The organism is Nitrospirillum viridazoti CBAmc, assembly GCF_000730165.1.
Classification (GTDB): domain Bacteria; phylum Pseudomonadota; class Alphaproteobacteria; order Azospirillales; family Azospirillaceae; genus Nitrospirillum; species Nitrospirillum viridazoti.
This window is the reverse complement of the sequence record NZ_CP022111.1, coordinates 1,328,281-1,345,099: the sequence shown is the minus strand read 5'-3', so window position 1 is coordinate 1,345,099 and position 16,819 is coordinate 1,328,281. Positions and strand designations below refer to the sequence as shown.

Genomic DNA, 16,819 nt, shown 5'->3' with positions numbered 1-16,819 from the left:
CATCAATCCTGCACCAGATAGGAAACGCACCCATGAAGACCCGTGCCGCCGTGGCGTTCGAGGCGAAGAAGCCCCTGGAGATCGTGGAAGTGGACCTGGAGGGCCCGAAGACGGGTGAGGTCCTGGTCGAGATCATGGCGACGGGCATCTGCCACACCGACGCCTACACGCTGGACGGCCTGGACAGCGAAGGCCTGTTCCCGTCCATCCTGGGCCATGAGGGCGCCGGCATCGTGCGCGAGGTGGGACCGGGCGTCACCAGCGTGAAGCCGGGCGACCACGTCATCCCGCTGTACACGCCGGAATGCCGCCAGTGCAAATCCTGCCTGTCCGGCAAGACCAACCTGTGCACCGCCATCCGCGCGACCCAGGGCAAGGGCCTGATGCCCGATGGCACCAGCCGCTTCAGCTACAAGGGCCAGCCCATTTTCCACTACATGGGCTGCTCCACCTTCTCCAACTTCACGGTGCTGCCGGAGATCGCCCTGGCCAAGATCCGGGACGATGCGCCCTTCAACACCTCCTGCTACATCGGCTGCGGTGTCACCACCGGCGTGGGCGCCGTGGTGAAGACGGCGAAGGTGGAACCCGGCGCCAACGTTGTCGTCTTCGGCCTGGGCGGCATCGGCCTGAACGTCATTCAGGGTGCCAGGATGGTGGGCGCCGACAAGATCGTCGGCGTCGACATCAACGACAGCAAGGAGGAATGGGGCCGCCGCTTCGGCATGACCCATTTCGTGAACCCGAAGAAGGTGGAGGGCGACATCGTCCAGCACCTGGTGGCCCTGACCGACGGCGGCGCCGACTACACCTTCGACTGCACCGGCAACACGGTGGTGATGCGCCAGGCGCTGGAAGCCTGCCATCGCGGCTGGGGCGTGTCCGTCGTCATCGGCGTGGCCGAGGCCGGCAAGGAGATCTCCACCCGCCCCTTCCAGCTGGTCACCGGCCGGGTGTGGAAGGGGTCGGCCTTCGGCGGCGCCAAGGGCCGCACCGACGTGCCCAAGATCGTCGACTGGTACATGAACGGGAAGATCCAGATCGACCCCATGATCACCCATACCCTGAGCCTGGACGAGATCAACAAGGGTTTTGATCTCATGCACGCTGGCGAAAGCATCCGCTCGGTGGTGGTGTATTGATTTGATCCGCCGTCAGGACCGGGCGCGGCCGCCGCGCCCGGTCTTCCTATGTCTGGAGGCCCCCTCATGACCCTTGAGACCGTATCCACCAGCCGCAGCCATGGCGGGATCCAGGGCGTCTACCGCCATGCCTCGGCCGAGACCGGCACGCCCATGGTGTTCAGCGTCTTCCTGCCGCCTCAAGCCACGAATGGCGCCAAGCTGCCCGTGGTCTGGTACCTGTCGGGCCTGACCTGCACCCACGCCAACGTGACCGACAAGGGCGAGTTCCGCCAGGCGGCGGCCGAGCTGGGCCTGATCGTCGTCTGCCCCGACACCAGCCCGCGGGGCGAGGGCGTGGCCGATGATGCCGCCTGGGACATGGGCCAGGGCGCGGGCTTCTATGTCGACGCCACGCAAGCGCCGTGGGCGCCGCATTTCCGCATGTGGTCCTACGTCACCAAGGAATTGCCGGAGGTGGTGGCCGCCAACTTCCCCGTGGATATGGACCGCCAGGGGATCACCGGCCATTCCATGGGCGGGCACGGTGCCCTGACCGTGGCCTTGCGCCACCCGGGCCGTTTCAAGTCCGTCTCCGCCTTCGCGCCCATCGTGGCGCCCACCCAGGTACCCTGGGGGCAGAAGGCGCTGCCCGGCTACCTGGGTGACGACCCGGCCGCCTGGCGCCACCACGACACCGTGGCGTTGATCCAGGATGGGGCGCGGCTGCCCGACCTGCTGGTGGACCAGGGCACGGCCGACAGCTTCCTGGAAAACCAGCTGCGGCCAGAGCTGCTGCGCCAGGCCTGCGCCGATGCCGGCATCCCCCTGACCCTGCGGCTGCAGGACGGCTACGACCATTCCTACTTCTTCATCTCCACCTTCATGCGCGACCATCTGGAATGGCACGCGGAACGGCTGAAGGCCTGAAGGTGTTCTTCCTTCCGTCACCGTTGACGTTTCCCGGGCGTGCCCCACCTATGGCGGGGCCGCCCGTTTCCGTGTTGGGAAACGGGGGGACGGACGATGCGCGGCGCGCTATGCGACGCGCTTGCGACCTGGGCGATTGGCGAGGGGAGGAAGCGATGGCGAAGCAGGGCCGTATCCGGGTGGGCATCGGCGGCTGGACGTACGAGCCCTGGCGGGGCACCTTCTACCCCGATGGCCTGACCCAGAAGCGGGAGCTGGAATACGCCAGCCGCAAGCTCAGCTCCATCGAGATCAACGGCACCTATTACGGCTCGCAGAAGCCCGAGAGCTTCGCCAAGTGGCATGACGAGACGCCTGACGATTTCGTCTTCTCCCTCAAGGGCCCGCGCTTCACCACCAACCGCCGCGTGCTGGCGGAGGCGGCGGAGTCGGTGCAGCGCTTCATCGACAGCGGCGTGCTGGAACTTAAGGACAAGCTGGGGCCCATCAACTGGCAGTTCATGCCCACCAAGAAGTTCGATCCCGACGATTTCGGCGCCTTCCTGGCGGCCCTGCCGGCCGAGGCGGGCGGGCGGTCCCTGCGTCACGCGGTGGAGGTGCGGCATGACAGCTTCCGCGATCCGCAGTTCGCGGAGCTGGCCCGCAAGCACGGCGTCGCCGTGATCCACGCGGCCGACAGCGAGTATCCGGAGATCGAGGTCGACACCGCCCCCTTCACCTACGCCCGCATCATGGGCACGACGGAGGGGGAGGAGAAAGGCTACAGCGAGGCTGCCCTGGACGCCTGGGCCAAGAAGGCCAAGGACTGGGCATCGGGCGGCAAGGATGTCTATCTCTACGTCATCAGCGGCCACAAGGTGCGCAACCCCGTCGCCGCCATGGCCCTCATCGAGCGCTTGGGATAAGTTGTGATGGATTTGCTGGCCGGGCTGGAGCCACCCCCGCCGGCCCGGGAGGAGATCGGCCCGGGGGCCGTGCTGCTGCGCGGCTGGGCGCTGCCCCGTGTCGAGGATCTGCTGGTGACCCTGGCGCAGGTCACGGCCGCCGCCCCCTTCCGTCGCATGATGACGCCGGGCGGGTTCGAGATGTCGGTGGCCATGACCAACTGCGGGCCCGCCGGTTGGGTCACCGACCGGTCCGGCTATCGCTACGCGTCCCAAGACCCGCTGACCGGCCTGCCGTGGCCGCCCCTGCCGGAGATCGTGCGCGACTTGGCGCGCGTGGCCGCGGCGGAGGCCGGCTACGCCGGGTTCGATCCCGACGCTTGCCTGATCAACCAGTACGAACCCGGCGCGCGCCTGACCCTGCACCAGGACCGGGATGAGCGGGACAAGGGCCACCCCATCGTGTCGCTGTCCCTGGGCCTACCGGCGACCTTCCAGTTCGGCGGGCTGAAGCGCACCGACCCGGTGCGCCGCGTGGCCCTGGCCCATGGCGATGTCGTGGTGTGGGGCGGGCCATCGCGCCTGTTCCATCACGGCGTCCTGCCGCTGAAGGATGGCGTGCACCCGCTGCTGGGCGCGCGGCGCATCAACCTGACGCTGCGCCGCGCGTTCTGAGGCGTGCGGCCTACTCGGCCTGGGGCTCGGGCAATGTCGCGCAGCCGAACAGCACGGCGCGGCACATGGCGCGGTAGCGGGCCGTCAGGTGCTCGGCGGGGAAGGGCGGCAGGCTCTGGTTCACGGCGCGACCGCCGTCGGCCAAGGCCTGCGCCGCCATGGCGTGGGTGAATTCCGGCGACAGGCGCAGCAGGCCGTCCTGTTCCAATTCCCGCAGCAGCTTTTCCAGCTGCGCCTGGAAATTGATTGCGGCCTCGATCATCTGCTCGCGGCCGCGTTTGAACGCCTCCGCGTTCAGGTCGATGATGTGGGGGGACTTGGACAGGACGCGACGGGTGTAGCCGTAACGCACGTCCATGATCTCGGTGATGATGTCCAGCGCGCTGCCGCCGGCCTGGCGGACGCGGGCGCCGGCCTCCATCCCCGCCTGGATCAGGGCCGCGTTCTCATGCCGCATGGTGGCTTTGAACGCGTCCTCCTTGTTGCTGAAATAGTGGTACAGGGCCCGGCGGGTGAAGCCGCAGGCCTCCGCCAGGTCCACCATGGTCAGGTCGCTGTAGCCGTAGGTGAGGAAGGCCTGTTGCACCCGTTTCATCAGGTCGTTGCCGGGCTTCAGTGTCTTTTCGGCCATCTGGTCAGCTGCGTCCGCGATTCATTCCCGAAGGGGGCCCATTACTAGGGGCGAGCGCAGGGTAACGCACCCGGGCAGAGGCATTAACACTTTTTGTAGTGGCAATGGCAGGCGGTTGTATTTTGTCGCGTCGGCTTTTTGCGCGCGGTTAGTTTGGTTGCCGCACCATTTCCCGGTGCCGCTGCCCGGTTCGTTGGAAGGGGGCCTCCATCCGGCATTGAAATGCATCCGAATTCATAGAGCATTGCTGTAGCGGTGTCGCCGATATGAGCCATTAACCCTGCTGATTTGACAGTGCGTTGCGCCTGGACGCATATTTATTTGCATTCGAATTCACGACCATGGGCACCTGCGGCCGGCGGTCATAAAGGAGAGGGATACCAGGATGGCGCAGTGGCTGAAGCGCGGCGCGGACGCGGCCGTGGTGGCGGAGACCGAGCGGAAGGTGCGGGATGCGGTGGAAGGCATCCTGGCGGACATCCAGGCGCGCGGCGACGCGGCGGTGCGCGAGCTGTCGGTGAAATTCGACGCGTGGGATCGCGACAGCTATCGCCTGACCGACGCGGAAATCCAGGCCTGCATCGATAGCCTGTCAGCCCAGGATCTGAAGGACATCGAATTCGCCCAGACCCAGGTGCGCACCTTCGCCCAGCACCAGCGCGACGCCTTGCGGGACCTGGAGGTGGAGACGCTGCCGGGCGTGGTGCTGGGCCACAGGAACGTGCCGGTGAACGCCGCCGGCTGCTACGTCCCCGGCGGCAAGTACCCGCTGCTGGCGTCGGCGCACATGTCGGTGGTGACGGCCAAGGTGGCGGGGGTGAAGCGGGTGGTGACCTGCGCCCCGCCTTTCCATGGCAAGCCGGCGCCCGCCATTGTCGCGGCCCAGGCCCTGGCCGGCGCCGATGAAATCTACTGCCTGGGCGGCATCCAGGCGGTGGGCGCCATGGCCTTGGGCACACAGAGCATCGCCCCGGTCGACATGCTGGTCGGCCCCGGCAACGCCTATGTCGCCGAGGCCAAGCGCCAGCTGTTCGGCCGCGTCGGCATCGACCTTTTCGCCGGCCCCACCGAGACCCTGGTCATCGCCGATGAGAGCGTGGATGGAGAGCTGTGCGCCACCGACCTGCTGGGCCAGGCCGAGCATGGGCCCGATAGTCCGGTCGTGTTGCTGACCACCTCGGAAAAGCTGGCCCGCGACACCATGGCGGAGGTGGAACGCCTGTTGGGTGTCCTGCCCACGGCCGACATCGCCCGTCAGGCCTGGGACCGCCATGGCGAGGTCATCGTGGCTGAGAGTGAGGAGGAGATGGTACGCATCGCCGACCAGATCGCCTCCGAACACGTCCAGGTCATGACCCGCGACCCGGACTACTTCCTGACCCACATGACCAACTACGGCGCCCTGTTCCTGGGCGCCCGCACCAACGTCTCCTTCGGGGACAAGGTCATCGGCACCAACCACACCCTGCCGACCAAGAAGTCCGCCCGCTACACCGGCGGCCTGTGGGTGGGCAAGTTCATCAAGACCTGCACCTATCAGCGGGTGCTGACGGACGAGGCGTCGGCTCTGGTGGGCGAGTATTGCTCCCGCCTGTGCGCGCTGGAGGGTTTCGCCGGCCATGGCGAACAGGCCAATATCCGTGTCCGCCGCTACGGCCGCCGCAACGTGCCCTATGCCAGCGCGGTGCCACCCCTCTCCGCCGCCGAGTGACCGCCATGACCAGCTTGCCGCGTACCCCGACCTTCCGCCTGGAGGGCAGGCGTGCCCTGGTGACGGGCGGGGGCCGGGGGATAGGCGCGGCCTGCGCCGCCGCCCTCGCCGACGCCGGCGCCCACGTCGTCGTCTCCGCCCGGTCCGAAGGCGAGATCGCGGCGGTGGCGGCGGCCATCCGGGAGCAGGGCGGCTCGGCGGAGGCCCTGGCGCTGGACGTCGGCGACGCCGCCGGCGTCCGCGCGACCCTGGCCGGACAACCTTCCTTCGACATCCTGGTGAACAACGCCGGCACCAACCGGCCCAAGCCCTTCATCCAGGTGACGGAGAATGACTATGACGCCGTGCTGGACCTGAACCTGAAGGCCGCCTTCTTCGTGGCCCAGGCCGTGGCGGACGGCATGGTCAATGCTGGCCGGGGCGGCTCCCTGATCCACATGTCCTCGCAAATGGGGCATGTGGGCGGGCCCACCCGCACGCTCTACTGCGCCTCCAAATGGGGGCTGGAGGGGCTGAACAAGGCCATGGCCCTGGACCTGGCGCCCCACGGCATCCGGTCCAACACCCTTTGCCCTACCTTCATTGAGACGCCGCTGACCAAGCCCTTCTTCGAGAACAAGGACTTCCTGGCCAGCGTTCTCGCCAAGATCAAGCTGGGCCGCTTGGGCCGGGTGGAGGATCTGATGGGGGCGGTGGTGTTCCTGGCCTCCGACGCCTCGGCTCTCATGACCGGCACGTCGATGATGATCGACGGCGGCTGGACCGCTGACTGAACCCTCTCCTGAAAGATCAGAGGCTATGAAGCTCGCGACGTACAAATCGGCGGATAGCCGCGACGGCCGCTTGGTGGTGGTGTCGCGCGATCTGGCCCGTGCCGTCGATGCCGGCGGCGTCGTTCCCACCCTGCAGGCGGCGCTGGACCGCTGGGACGCGGTGGCGCCCCGGCTGGCGGCGCTGTCGGACGCCCTCAACGCCGGGCAAATGGACGACACCTTTCCCTTCGACCAGGCCCAGGCGGAATCGCCCCTGCCGCGCGCCTATCAGTGGCTGGATGGTTCCTCCTACCTGGCGCATGGCCGCCTGCTGGACCGGGCCTTCAACATTCCGCCCATCCCCCAGGCCGATGTCATTCCCGTCATGTACCAGGGCGGGTCGGATGATTTCTTGCCGCCGCAGGGTGAGGCACCCTTCGTCAGTGACGAGGATGGCATCGATTTCGAGGCGGAATTCGCCATTGTCGTCGGTGACGTCCCCATGGGGGCGGACGAGGCCGCCGCCCGCGACGCTGTGCGCCTGGTCATGCTGGCCAACGACTGGAGCCTGCGCCCAAGACCGCCTTCATGAAGTTTGGCGACACGGTGAGCATCGAGGTGCTTGGCGCCGATGGACGATCCGTCTTCGGCCGTATCGACCAGCGGGTTGTGCCGGCCAGTGTTTAGGAGACGCGCGCCTGATCCTTCGGTGCCGTCGATACCATGCCTCCGCCTTATCGTTTATGCGGTGGAACGGGGACGGCCTATCGTGGCCGATTGAGATGGCCAATCAAGCAAAAGCGGGAACCCCATGAGGATCATACTGACCGGTGCCGGTGGTTTTGTCGGCCGCCACCTGGCGCGTCGCCTGCTGGCCCAGGGCCTGGACGGGCGGGTGGTAGAGCGGCTGGTGCTGGCCGATCTGGACCCGCCGGAGTTGGACGACATCCGCGTGACGCGGGTGGCAGGCGACCTGTCGGATGCCGGCGTGCGCGCCCGGCTGGTGGCGGATGGCGCCGACGTGCTGTTCCACTTGGCGGCATTGCCGGGTGGGGCGGCGGCCCGCGATCCCGCGCTGTCGCGCAAGGTCAACCTGGACGGCACGCTGGATTTGATCGAGGCGGCGGCCGCGGCGCACGCGGGAAGGGTGCCGCCGCTGCGCGTGGTCTACACCAGCACCATCGCCGTGCTGGGCCACCCCATGCCGGCGCTGGTCGATGACGCGACGCCGCTTCAGCCCGCCATGACCTATGGCACCCACAAGCGCATGGTGGAACTGGCGCTCGACGACTACCGCCGCCGGGGCCTGGTCGATCCCGTGGCCATCCGCCTGTCCGGCATCCTGGCGCGGCCCGGCGGGGCCACCGGCCTGAAGTCCGCCTTCATGAGCGACGTGTTCCACGCCCTGGCCGCCGGTCGGCCCTATACCTGCCCGGTGTCGCCCGCCGCCGCCATCTGGGCCATGTCGCTGGACCGCTGCGTCGACAACCTGCTGCACGCCGCCACCGTCGATGGCGCACTCATGCCCGTCGGCGGGGCCGTTACCCTGCCGGCTTTGCGCCTTGCCATGGGGGATCTGGTCACCGCGATCGCCCGCCGCACGGGGACGGATGCCGGCCTGGTCGATTATGCCCCGGATGCCGGGCTGGAGGCGGCGTTCGGCGCCCATCCGCCGCTGTCGACGCCAGCGGCGGACGCGGCGGGTTTCCGCCATGACGGCACAGTGGACGCCTTGGTGGAATCCGCGCTGTCGACCCTTTAAAGTCGGACCGCGAAATCCGGGGCGGGACCGGGCGGATGAGGCGTGGGGGCAGCGTGGCGAAGCGGCCGGTGCGGGGATTTGGGGGCGTGGCGCTGTTGCCCACGGCCTATGACGTGGCGACGCACGCCGGCGTGTCGCAATCCGCCGTGTCCCGTGCCTTCACCGAGGGCGCCAGCATCGCCCCCGCCACCCGCGACCGCGTCCTGAAGGCGGCGGCGGAGCTGGGCTACCGCCCCAACCTCATCGCCCGTTCCCTCATTACCCGGCAGTCCAGGACCATCGGCGTGGTGGTGGGCTATCTCGAAAACCAGTTCTATCCACAGTTGCTGCAGGCCCTGTCCCACGCCTTCCAGGCGGAAGGCTACCGCCTGCTGCTGTTCACCAGCCCACCCGGTAGCGGCGACCCGGTGGTGGCGGACATGCTGAGCTACCGCGTCGACGCGGTCATCCTGGCCTCCGTCATGCTGTCCTCACACCTCGCGGAGGAGTGCAGGGCGGCCGGCATCCCCGTGCTGTTGCTGAACCGCAAGACCGACAGCCCCACCGTGTCCAGCGTCACCGGCGATAACGAGGGCGGCGGCCGGGCCATCGCCAACTACCTGCTGGCCATGGGACACCGCCGCTTCGGTTATGTCGCCGGGCTGGAAAGCTCCTCCACCAGCCGGGATCGTGAGGCGGCGTACCGCGCCGTGCTGGAACCCCAGGGATTCGGCGTCGCCCGTGCCGTGGGGCATTACGACCACATGGGCGCCAAGATCGCCACCCGCGCCCTGCTGGCCAGCGGCCAGGCGCCGGACGCCATCTTCTACGCCAACGACCACATGGCCATGGCCGGGCTGGAGGTGGCGCGGTTCGAGTTCGGCCTGGTCCCCGGCCGTGACCTGTCCATCGTCGGCTTCGACAATGTCGGGGCCGCCGCCTGGTCCAGTTTCGACCTGACGACATATTCCCAGCCCATCGACCACATGGTGTCCATGGTGGTCGGCGCCACCCTGGATCAGATATCCCACCCCCAGGCCGAGCCGGTGCGGGCGGTGGTGGAAGGCGGGCTGATCATCCGCGCCAGCACCCGGGCTCCCGCTGGGGCTCCCGCTGGGGCTCCCGCTGGGGCTCCCGCCGGGGGTCCCGCCGCGCGGGGCTGACGGGCGACGTCGCGGCGCATCCGGTTTCGCGTCAGGCGCGCTGGTGCCCGCTGACGTTCTGGGCGGCATCGGGCGCCAGTTTCCAGGCGTCGTAGAGGCTGAGCAGCACGGCGGCCCCCATGACGAAGAAGGCGTTGCGGAAATCGGTCAGATCCGACTGCCCCTGGGGATGGCCGCGCAGGAAGGCGCCCAGGTTCAAGGCCAGCGCCCCCGCCACCACGCCCAGGCCGGAGGTCAGTTGCCCCAGCATGGCGGCCAGGGTGTTGGCGGCCGAGACCTCCTCCTTGGGCACGTCGGCGAACTGGATGGTGCCGAGGCCGGTGAACTGCATGGAGCGGAACAGGCCGCCCAGGAACAGCACCAGCCCCACCACCGCCTTGGGCGTGTCCGGCGTGAACAGGCCGCAGGCCGCCAGCGACAGGGACATCAGCACGCCGTTGACCAGCAGCACCCGGCGGAAGCCGAAGCGGCGCAGCACCTGGTTGGTCACCATCTTCATCGACAGGTTGCCGGCGAAGATGCACAGCACCAGGGTGCCGGACTGAAAGGCGTCCAGGCCCAGCACGGTCTGGAACAGCAGCGGGGTCAGGAAGGGCACGGTGCCGATGGCTACCCGCTGCACCGAACCGCCCCAGACGGTGATGGCGTAGGTCGGCAGGCGCAAGGCGTCCAGCTTGAACAGCGGCGCCGGATGGCGGCGGCAATGGCGGATGGTCAGGACCGACAGCACCAGGCCCAGGGCGATGCCGCCGACGGCCTGCACAGGCGCCCGCGCGCCCTGGCCCAGGGTGTCCAGTCCGAAGACCAGGGCCACCAGGGCCGCGCCCGACAGCAGGAAGCCTTTCACATCCAGGGGCCGAGAGTCGGTCGGGCGCTCATGGGGCACCCAGGCGATGGTCATGGCCAGCGCCGCCAGGCCCAGGGGCAGATTCAGGAAGAAGATCCAGGGCCAATCGGCATAGGTGACGATGAAGCCACCCAGCGGCGGGCCCAGCACCGGCGCCACCAAGCCGGGCCACACGGTGGTGCCGATGGCCCGCATCAGATCCTTCTTCTCCGTGATGCGCAGGATGATCAGACGCCCCACCGGTACCATGGCCGCCCCACCCAGTCCCTGCAGCACGCGCGCGGCGGTGAAGGTCCAGAGGCTGGGGCTGAGGCCGCACAGCAGGGACGACAGCGTGAACAGGCCGATGGCGCCGCCGAACACCGTGCGCGGCCCCAGCCGGTCGGCCACCCAGCCGCTGATGGGGATGAACACGGCCAGCGCCAGCAGATAGGCCGTCATGCCGATGTTCATGTCCACCGGCGCCACGCCGAAGGACCGTGCCATCTGGGGCATGGCGGTGGCGATCACCGTGCCGTCCAGCAGCTCCATGAAAAAGGCGCCCGCGACCAAGTAGGTCACGGCGCGGCTGTGACGGGCGGAAACGGCGGTGTCAGACATGGAGACCAGGCGGGAACGGGACGGAACCGTGCCGACTATGGCGTCTGGCTCCGGTCCCGTCCCGCGCGTTTAGCTCACCCCACCTTCCAGGCCATGGTGCCCTTGGGCGCCTTGTACCAACCGGGGTCGCGGTAGTCGGCGGCCAGCTCGTCGCGCACCTTGATCACCGTCACCATGCCGCCCATGTCCAGGCCGCCATAGGGCCCGGTGCCGGTCATCATGGGTGGGGTGTTGGCCGGGCCGGGCATCATGCCGGCCATATGGCCCATGTCGCCCATGCCGCCTTCACCCATGGGCATGTAGCCCGGCAGCTGCGCGCCCAGGCGCTGGGCCACCTCCCCCTGGCTGACGCCCAGGAAGTTGGGGATGTCGTGGCCCATGGTGTTCATGGCGTGGTGGGTCTTGTGGCAGTGGAAGGCCCAGTCGCCCGGGTTGTCGGCCACGAACTCCACCGTGCGGGTGCTGCCCACCGGCACCTGGATGGTGGTTTCCGGCCAGCGGGCGCCTTCCGGGATCATGCCGCCGTCCGTACCCGTCACCCACATGTGGTGGCCATGGATGTGCATGGGATGCTCGTGCATGGACACGTTGCCGATGCGCAGGCGTACCCGCTGTCCCGTCTTCACCACCAGGTGCTCCACGGCGGGGAAGACCCGGCCGTTGATAGTCCAGGTGTCGTGTTCCAGCATCACGGCCGGATCGGGGCGCGAGGTGCCGGGGTGGATGGCCCAGGCATGCAGCATCATGGTGTAGTCGCGGTCCACCTGGCCCACGGCGGCGTCCCTGGGATGGATGATGAACATGCCCATCATGCCCACCGCCATCTGCACCATCTCGTCGAAATGCGGGTGGTACATCTGGGTCCCGTGCTGGCGCAGCGTGAACTCATAGGCCCAGGTCTCCCCCGGCGGGATGGGCGGGGCGGACAGGCCGCTGACGCCGTCCATGCCCGAGGGCAACAGCACGCCGTGCCAATGGATGCTGGTGGGCTCCGGCAGCTTGTTGGTGACCAGGATGCGCACCCGGTCGCCCTCCACCGCCTCGATGGTGGGGCCGGGGCTGCTGCCGTTGTAGCCCCAGACCTTGACCTTGAAGCCGGGCGCGAACTCCTGCTCGAACTCATGCGCCGTCAGGTGGAATTCCTTGACCCCGTCCTTCAGGACGAAGGGCAGGGTGCCGCCGTTCAGCGTGATGGTGGCCGGCCGCTCCGTACCGGGTACCAGCCTGGGCGGCCGCGGCGGGGTGATCGACGCCGCCACCGTCTTGCGGTCCATGGACATGGCGCGAGGCTTAGCGGGGGGATTGGTCGCCGGCATGGCCGGGGCCGTATGGTGCGCGTGGTCCTGCGCGGCGGCCGGCGTGCCCCGCAGCAGGGCGCCGGCCCCGCCCAGCAGGGCGGCGGACTTCAGCAACTGGCGACGGCCCCAGGGTAGATAGGTGGTCATGACGGGCCTCCCGGCTGGGGCGCTTCGTTGGGGGTGGGCTGGGAAATGGTCTGGCGTCCGCCCGCCAGGCGGATCAGGTCGCTGTCGGCCAGCCAATAGTCGCGGACGGCGGTGATGTAGCGGCGATAGGCCGTCAGGCGGGCCTGTCGCGCGGCCATGACCTCGAACGGGCTGGTCAGCATATAGTTGTATTCGGCCATGCCCAGGCGGACCAGGCGGTCCTGCAGGGGCAGCACCGTGTGCAGGTAATGGTCCGCCAGATCGCGGGCGCGGACCAGGCGGTCGCGCGCTTCGCGCGCTTCCGAGCGCAGGTCCACGGCCAGTTGCAGGGTACGTCGTGCCTCCTGCCGATACTCGGCCTCCGCCTTGGCCACGGCCGGCTGGCCCTGGTCGAACAGGGGGAGGGCGAGGGTCAGGGACGGGCCGATGACCAGGGACCGGTCGGTCTCTCGCTCCCCTGCCACGCCCAGCTCACCGTCGGTCCAAAGGCGGCTGGCATCGGCCAAGCCCAGGGCCGAGGCCTTGGCCGCGGTGGTGCGACGGGCGGCGTCCAGCTTCAGGTTGCCGGCGATGACGGCGCTTTCCACGCTGGCCAGCCCCGGCTCCTCAGGGGGCAGGGGCGGCAGGTCGCCGGCCACGCTCCACTGCGCTTGCGGGCCCCACAGGCCCATCAGGCGGGTCAGCGTCTCGCGCGTGGCGGTGACCTCGGCGGCGGCCTCCATGCTGTCCACCCGGGTTTCCTCCAGGGCGGCCTGTTCGGTGGCCAGGCGACGCTCGCTGACGTTGCCGGCCTGGTTCAGGCGGACCATCAGGTCATAGGCCGCCTGCGCCGCGTCCAGCGCCTGGGCCAGGGTCTGCGCCTCCTCCAGCGCCGCGCGATGGCGCAGATAGGCGGCCCGGGTCTCGGCGGCCAGCTCCACCACCTCGGCGCTGACGGTCAGCTTCACCTGCTCGAACCGGTCCGCCGCCACCTTCCGCCGGGCGGGCAGCCACAGCAGGTCCAGGAAATTGGCGACGACGCTGAATTCCAGCTTCGGCGGCTCCGCCCCCTTGGTGGGAAACTCGGTGGCCAGCGACAAGATGGGGTTGCGCAACAGGCCGGCCTGCACCAGATCGGCCTGGGCCACGCCCAGGTCCTCATAGGTTGCCTGCAGCCCGGGGTTATTCAGCAGTGCCACCTGCACCGCGCCGTCGGCGGTCAGCGGCCGGGCCAGCAGTGCGGCCACCGCCTGGCCGGCCTGGGCGTCGTCGGCGGCATCGCGGTTCCAGGCGACGCGCTGGGGCACGCGGGCCTCCAGCTGCTTCTGCACATCGGGGAAGCCGGCCTCGGGCGGGACGGTGGCGCAGCCGGTCAGTGCGCCGGCCATCATCAGCGGCGTCAACCATTTCGATACGGTCATGGCGTGCTCCCATGGTGGGAACCATGGTCCATGCCGGGCATGGCCGGCATGGGGGCCATATCCGGTGGGACCGCATCCGGGGCGGGCGCCGCCTCGGCGGGCGGGGCGGGGCGAATCCAGGGTGTCACGGGGGCGCCGGCGTCGGCGGCGCCAGGTCCCGGCGAAAAGGCGGGTGGCGCCACGGGGGCGCAGCCCGCCACGGTCGCCAGCAGGGCGACACGCGCAAGAAATGGGGGCATGGGAAAAACTCGGGAGAAAGGGCAAACCGGTCGCGGTGGAACGCGCGGGGGCCCCGCCAAGGGCGCCCGGGCCTCAGGCGATGCGGCTGGGTCTGGGCGGCCCCAAGGCGGGCGCCAGGGCCAGGCCGGCGCCCCGGCTGTCGCCGGCGGCCAGCAGCATCAGCGGCGCGGCGGTCCGCTCCGCGCCCGGCAGGACGGACGGCACCAGCAGGCCGGCGCACCCCGTGGCACAGCCCGCCATTCCGCCGGCGCAGCAGCAGTCAGCCGCCTCATGGCAGTCGTGGGCGGCGGTCGCGACAGTATGGTCGGCGGGGGCGGCGGCAAGGGCGGAGGATGCGGCCACCGCGACGGCCTGCCCGCAATCATGCGCCCGCGCGGGCGCCGACCAGCCCGTGACCAGGATCACGAGGGTGAGCAACGCCAGCAGGGGAAGCGGGGGCAGCCGGATCATGGCGCCGACTATAGCGCCCTGGCCGGCGCCAGCAAGGGGGCAAAGCCAATATGGCGGGGACGGCGCACAGATATAAAGCCAATATGGCGGGGACGGCGCACAGATATGAGGAGGGGGGCTGGGCGTCGCCGCCCGCCCCCCTCATTCGCGGGACTACCAATTCGTGGTTGGCCAATTCTTGTCGGCGCGTCGTGACCGACGCTCAGTGATGGACGTGTTCGGCCTTGCCCTTGCGCTTGGTCGACGCCATGTCGTGCAGCTCCTTCTCACTCATGGATTTCTCCATGGAGCGGGAGGCGCCCTTCAACTCGCTTTTCTTGATGTCGCCGCGCTTGGCGGCCAGCGCCGCGCCGGCGGCCTTCTGCTGGGACTGGGATTTGGCGGGCATGGATGTCCTCCATATGCTGATTGGCATTCGCCAGGTGGGTTAAAGAGATGGGTTAAAGGCCGATGGTGGTTTCCATCTGCCGGGCACCGACCGTCAGGGGTGTCACGGCCAGGGGTGTCGCAGCCAGGGGTGTTTCGACGGGCAGGGCCTTCGCCGGGGGCGGCTCAGTGTCGCCCGCCGCCTGGTCCTCATACTCACGCAACAAGGTGCTGCCCCAATAAACGGCCATGAGAATGGCATAGAGGGTGAACATGGCGGCCACGGCGCCAAAGGTGGCGAACAGCATCGTGTGCAGGAATACCGGGGCGCTGGCGGGCACGCCCAGGCCGCCGAAGAAGAAGGCGCCCATGACGGAGCCGATGGCGCCCAGCAGGGCCTCCACCGTGAAAAATCCCGGTCGGCCGTTGACGATCCTGCCGCAGACCAGGCCCAAGACGACGCCCAGGCCGACGCAGAACAACAGCTGCATGACGATGTCCCTTCATCTCATCGACGCCCAGGGCGTTCGTGTCCCGGCGTCACCCCCGGGACCCGTCCGTCCCACGGTCGTCTGTCCTGTGACGGAACGGGCATGGGGTGGAGGGAATCGGGGCGCTGGGCCTGCCCTCTGGGCTGGGCCGTCGTTTGTGCAGTCTAAATCAGGCCCCGCCGCCTTTGTTCCCCGCCAATGGTCCGACCCTCTTTCGCAGGAACGCGCTTCGGCCAAAGCTTCGCTGCCGTGACCAAAGTCATAGATTGGTTCGGGACCGGTCCGGATGGCCTACGTCGGAACAAATGACTGCCGGCGTGGTTGGGTTCGTCAGCGATTTGACAACCGAACCCTGTTCAGGAGGCCCCTCATGATCGGAACCGTCTTGTTGGTTATTTTGATCCTGTTGTTGATCGGCGCCCTGCCCAGTTGGCCCTACAGCAGCGGCTGGGGGTACGGCCCTAGCGGACTGCTGGGCCTGGTGCTGATCGTCGTGCTGGTCCTGGTGCTGACAGGCAGAGCCTGACGCCCGACCTTCGCACCCCTGTCCCACGCCAAACGCCGGAGGACAAGATGACGAGCCAGGACCTGGGTCGCCTTTTGGGCGACGTTTCCAGCCATTTCGAGCGACCGCACGACATCGTCGTGTCCGACCAGTACACCCGCGACCAGAAGATTCAGTTGCTGCAGCATTGGGAACATGACCTGCAGTTGCTGATGGTCGCGTCGGAGGAAAGCATGACCGGCGCCACCCCCGGGCAAACCGCCGAACAGATGAAGGCGGTTTGCGACGCGCTGTCGGCCCTGGGCGGGCTTGAGCGTCCGTCCGGCCCCGGGAAGGTGGGGTAGGGCCATCCAGGTAGAGGTACCCCGCCTCGGGCGGAACGGTGGGAACAAATCACCGCTGGCGCGGGTTTAACACCATCACTTCAATCCCGGAGACGATAAGGAGATAAGTTCCATGGCTAGCATGAGCATCGACGACGTGACCGGTAAGGCCTCGGACATCGCGGCGGATACCGCCGCCGCCGCGAGCCGGGCTGGCCGCACCGCCTATGACGCCCTGCGCGAAGGCGCCTACGCTGCGGCCGACTTGGCCAAGGCCAAGGGCGATGTCGCGGTGCAGGAAGTGAGTACCCGCGTGGCGGCGCGACCCCTGACCGCCATCGCGCTGGCTGGTGCCGCGGGCTTCATCCTCGCCCGGCTGTGCAGCCGCTGACCCCAGGCGTTTCGGGAACGGCCCTGGTTTTCCGGGGCCGTTCCCCATGCTTGCCTTCCTTGCAATCCCCCGGGTGAGTCCTAACCTTAAGGGGCGTTGCGCGTTTCGACACGATTACGCGTAGTCCGTGCAATACGGGGGCATGGCCGGCAT

Annotated in this window: 19 protein-coding genes; 12 read left to right on the top strand and 7 right to left on the bottom strand. The window is 68.6% G+C overall.

Annotation, left to right across the window (positions count from 1 at the left end; translation table 11 throughout):
* Positions 1-32 precede the first annotated feature (32 nt).
* The 4 genes from Y958_RS19165 to alkB all read left to right on the top strand — a co-directional run bounded on the left by Y958_RS19165 (position 33) and on the right by alkB (position 3,610).
* Positions 33-1,142 (top strand): S-(hydroxymethyl)glutathione dehydrogenase/class III alcohol dehydrogenase, encoded by a 1,110-nt coding sequence (locus tag Y958_RS19165; protein WP_088873537.1) that lies wholly within the window; start codon positions 33-35, stop codon positions 1,140-1,142.
* Positions 1,143-1,208: 66 nt separating this feature from the next.
* Positions 1,209-2,051, top strand: a complete 843-nt coding sequence (fghA, locus tag Y958_RS19160) for an S-formylglutathione hydrolase (protein ID WP_088873536.1) — start codon at positions 1,209-1,211, stop codon at positions 2,049-2,051.
* 155 nt (positions 2,052-2,206) lie between these two features.
* Positions 2,207-2,956 carry a DUF72 domain-containing protein gene (locus tag Y958_RS19155; protein WP_186291347.1) on the top strand — a complete coding sequence of 250 codons (750 nt, stop codon included), beginning with the start codon at positions 2,207-2,209 and terminating at the stop codon, positions 2,954-2,956.
* A 6-nt stretch (positions 2,957-2,962) separates the two neighbouring features.
* Entirely contained in the window at positions 2,963-3,610 is a 648-nt protein-coding gene (gene alkB / locus Y958_RS19150; protein WP_088873534.1) for a DNA oxidative demethylase AlkB, read from the top strand.
* Between the two features lie 10 nt (positions 3,611-3,620).
* Here alkB and Y958_RS19145 read toward each other — a convergent pair whose 3' ends face one another.
* Positions 3,621-4,241, bottom strand: a complete 621-nt coding sequence (locus Y958_RS19145) for a TetR/AcrR family transcriptional regulator (RefSeq protein ID WP_088873533.1) — start codon at positions 4,239-4,241, stop codon at positions 3,621-3,623.
* 385 nt (positions 4,242-4,626) lie between these two features.
* Here Y958_RS19145 and hisD point away from each other — a divergent pair, with 385 nt between their 5' ends.
* From hisD to Y958_RS19120, 5 genes are all read left to right on the top strand, one after another.
* On the top strand, positions 4,627-5,952 hold the full coding sequence (hisD, locus tag Y958_RS19140; protein WP_088873532.1) for a histidinol dehydrogenase: 1,326 nt from the start codon (positions 4,627-4,629) through the stop codon (positions 5,950-5,952).
* Positions 5,953-5,957: 5 nt separating this feature from the next.
* Positions 5,958-6,725, top strand: coding sequence for an SDR family NAD(P)-dependent oxidoreductase (locus Y958_RS19135; protein ID WP_088873531.1), 768 nt, complete (start codon positions 5,958-5,960; stop codon positions 6,723-6,725).
* Positions 6,726-6,750: 25 nt separating this feature from the next.
* Positions 6,751-7,296 (top strand): fumarylacetoacetate hydrolase family protein, encoded by a 546-nt coding sequence (locus Y958_RS19130; protein ID WP_211098623.1) that lies wholly within the window; start codon positions 6,751-6,753, stop codon positions 7,294-7,296.
* A gap of 219 nt (positions 7,297-7,515) precedes the next feature.
* The gene (locus tag Y958_RS19125) at positions 7,516-8,466 is read left to right on the top strand and encodes an NAD-dependent epimerase/dehydratase family protein (protein ID WP_088873530.1); all 951 of its coding nucleotides are present in this window, start codon (positions 7,516-7,518) and stop codon (positions 8,464-8,466) included.
* 86 nt (positions 8,467-8,552) lie between these two features.
* A complete protein-coding gene (locus Y958_RS19120) occupies positions 8,553-9,608 on the top strand; it encodes a LacI family DNA-binding transcriptional regulator (protein WP_211098622.1) in 1,056 nt (351 codons plus the stop codon).
* Positions 9,609-9,639: 31 nt separating this feature from the next.
* On the opposite strand, the gene Y958_RS19115 is transcribed toward Y958_RS19120, so the two are convergent.
* From Y958_RS19115 to Y958_RS19090, 6 genes are all read right to left on the bottom strand, one after another.
* Entirely contained in the window at positions 9,640-11,055 is a 1,416-nt protein-coding gene (locus tag Y958_RS19115) for an MFS transporter (RefSeq protein WP_088873528.1), read from the bottom strand.
* Positions 11,056-11,129: 74 nt separating this feature from the next.
* Positions 11,130-12,500, bottom strand: coding sequence for a multicopper oxidase family protein (locus tag Y958_RS19110; RefSeq protein ID WP_211098621.1), 1,371 nt, complete (start codon positions 12,498-12,500; stop codon positions 11,130-11,132).
* The gene (locus Y958_RS19105) at positions 12,497-13,900 is read right to left on the bottom strand and encodes a TolC family protein (RefSeq protein ID WP_088873527.1); all 1,404 of its coding nucleotides are present in this window, start codon (positions 13,898-13,900) and stop codon (positions 12,497-12,499) included. Before Y958_RS19105 ends, Y958_RS19110 begins: the two co-directional genes overlap by 4 nt.
* A gap of 312 nt (positions 13,901-14,212) precedes the next feature.
* Positions 14,213-14,590 (bottom strand): hypothetical protein, encoded by a 378-nt coding sequence (locus tag Y958_RS19100; RefSeq protein ID WP_088873526.1) that lies wholly within the window; start codon positions 14,588-14,590, stop codon positions 14,213-14,215.
* Positions 14,591-14,792: 202 nt separating this feature from the next.
* The gene (locus Y958_RS19095) at positions 14,793-14,978 is read right to left on the bottom strand and encodes a DUF3008 family protein (protein ID WP_040843936.1); all 186 of its coding nucleotides are present in this window, start codon (positions 14,976-14,978) and stop codon (positions 14,793-14,795) included.
* 52 nt (positions 14,979-15,030) lie between these two features.
* On the bottom strand, positions 15,031-15,447 hold the full coding sequence (locus tag Y958_RS19090) for a hypothetical protein (protein ID WP_088873525.1): 417 nt from the start codon (positions 15,445-15,447) through the stop codon (positions 15,031-15,033).
* Positions 15,448-15,817: 370 nt separating this feature from the next.
* Between Y958_RS19090 and Y958_RS19085 the strand changes: the two genes are divergently transcribed.
* The 3 genes from Y958_RS19085 to Y958_RS19075 all read left to right on the top strand — a co-directional run bounded on the left by Y958_RS19085 (position 15,818) and on the right by Y958_RS19075 (position 16,666).
* Positions 15,818-15,973 (top strand): DUF3309 family protein, encoded by a 156-nt coding sequence (locus Y958_RS19085; protein WP_088873524.1) that lies wholly within the window; start codon positions 15,818-15,820, stop codon positions 15,971-15,973.
* 47 nt (positions 15,974-16,020) lie between these two features.
* Positions 16,021-16,296 carry a hypothetical protein gene (locus Y958_RS19080; protein ID WP_088873523.1) on the top strand — a complete coding sequence of 92 codons (276 nt, stop codon included), beginning with the start codon at positions 16,021-16,023 and terminating at the stop codon, positions 16,294-16,296.
* Between the two features lie 112 nt (positions 16,297-16,408).
* A complete protein-coding gene (locus Y958_RS19075; RefSeq protein ID WP_138918527.1) occupies positions 16,409-16,666 on the top strand; it encodes a hypothetical protein in 258 nt (85 codons plus the stop codon).
* Positions 16,667-16,819: the final 153 nt, after the last annotated feature.

Coding starts and splice junctions, on each gene's coding strand:
- Y958_RS19145 (WP_088873533.1), bottom strand. CDS start 4,241: ATGGCCGAAAAGACACTGAAGCCCGGCAACGACCTGATGAAACGGGTG.
- Y958_RS19095 (WP_040843936.1), bottom strand. CDS start 14,978: ATGCCCGCCAAATCCCAGTCCCAGCAGAAGGCCGCCGGCGCGGCGCTG.
- Y958_RS19110 (WP_211098621.1), bottom strand. CDS start 12,500: ATGACCACCTATCTACCCTGGGGCCGTCGCCAGTTGCTGAAGTCCGCC.
- alkB (WP_088873534.1), top strand. CDS start 2,963: ATGGATTTGCTGGCCGGGCTGGAGCCACCCCCGCCGGCCCGGGAGGAG.
- Y958_RS19135 (WP_088873531.1), top strand. CDS start 5,958: ATGACCAGCTTGCCGCGTACCCCGACCTTCCGCCTGGAGGGCAGGCGT.
- Y958_RS19100 (WP_088873526.1), bottom strand. CDS start 14,590: ATGATCCGGCTGCCCCCGCTTCCCCTGCTGGCGTTGCTCACCCTCGTG.
- fghA (WP_088873536.1), top strand. CDS start 1,209: ATGACCCTTGAGACCGTATCCACCAGCCGCAGCCATGGCGGGATCCAG.
- Y958_RS19105 (WP_088873527.1), bottom strand. CDS start 13,900: ATGACCGTATCGAAATGGTTGACGCCGCTGATGATGGCCGGCGCACTG.
- Y958_RS19075 (WP_138918527.1), top strand. CDS start 16,409: ATGGCTAGCATGAGCATCGACGACGTGACCGGTAAGGCCTCGGACATC.
- Y958_RS19130 (WP_211098623.1), top strand. CDS start 6,751: ATGAAGCTCGCGACGTACAAATCGGCGGATAGCCGCGACGGCCGCTTG.
- Y958_RS19085 (WP_088873524.1), top strand. CDS start 15,818: ATGATCGGAACCGTCTTGTTGGTTATTTTGATCCTGTTGTTGATCGGC.
- Y958_RS19165 (WP_088873537.1), top strand. CDS start 33: ATGAAGACCCGTGCCGCCGTGGCGTTCGAGGCGAAGAAGCCCCTGGAG.
- Y958_RS19155 (WP_186291347.1), top strand. CDS start 2,207: ATGGCGAAGCAGGGCCGTATCCGGGTGGGCATCGGCGGCTGGACGTAC.
- Y958_RS19080 (WP_088873523.1), top strand. CDS start 16,021: ATGACGAGCCAGGACCTGGGTCGCCTTTTGGGCGACGTTTCCAGCCAT.
- hisD (WP_088873532.1), top strand. CDS start 4,627: ATGGCGCAGTGGCTGAAGCGCGGCGCGGACGCGGCCGTGGTGGCGGAG.
- Y958_RS19115 (WP_088873528.1), bottom strand. CDS start 11,055: ATGTCTGACACCGCCGTTTCCGCCCGTCACAGCCGCGCCGTGACCTAC.
- Y958_RS19125 (WP_088873530.1), top strand. CDS start 7,516: ATGAGGATCATACTGACCGGTGCCGGTGGTTTTGTCGGCCGCCACCTG.
- Y958_RS19090 (WP_088873525.1), bottom strand. CDS start 15,447: ATGCAGCTGTTGTTCTGCGTCGGCCTGGGCGTCGTCTTGGGCCTGGTC.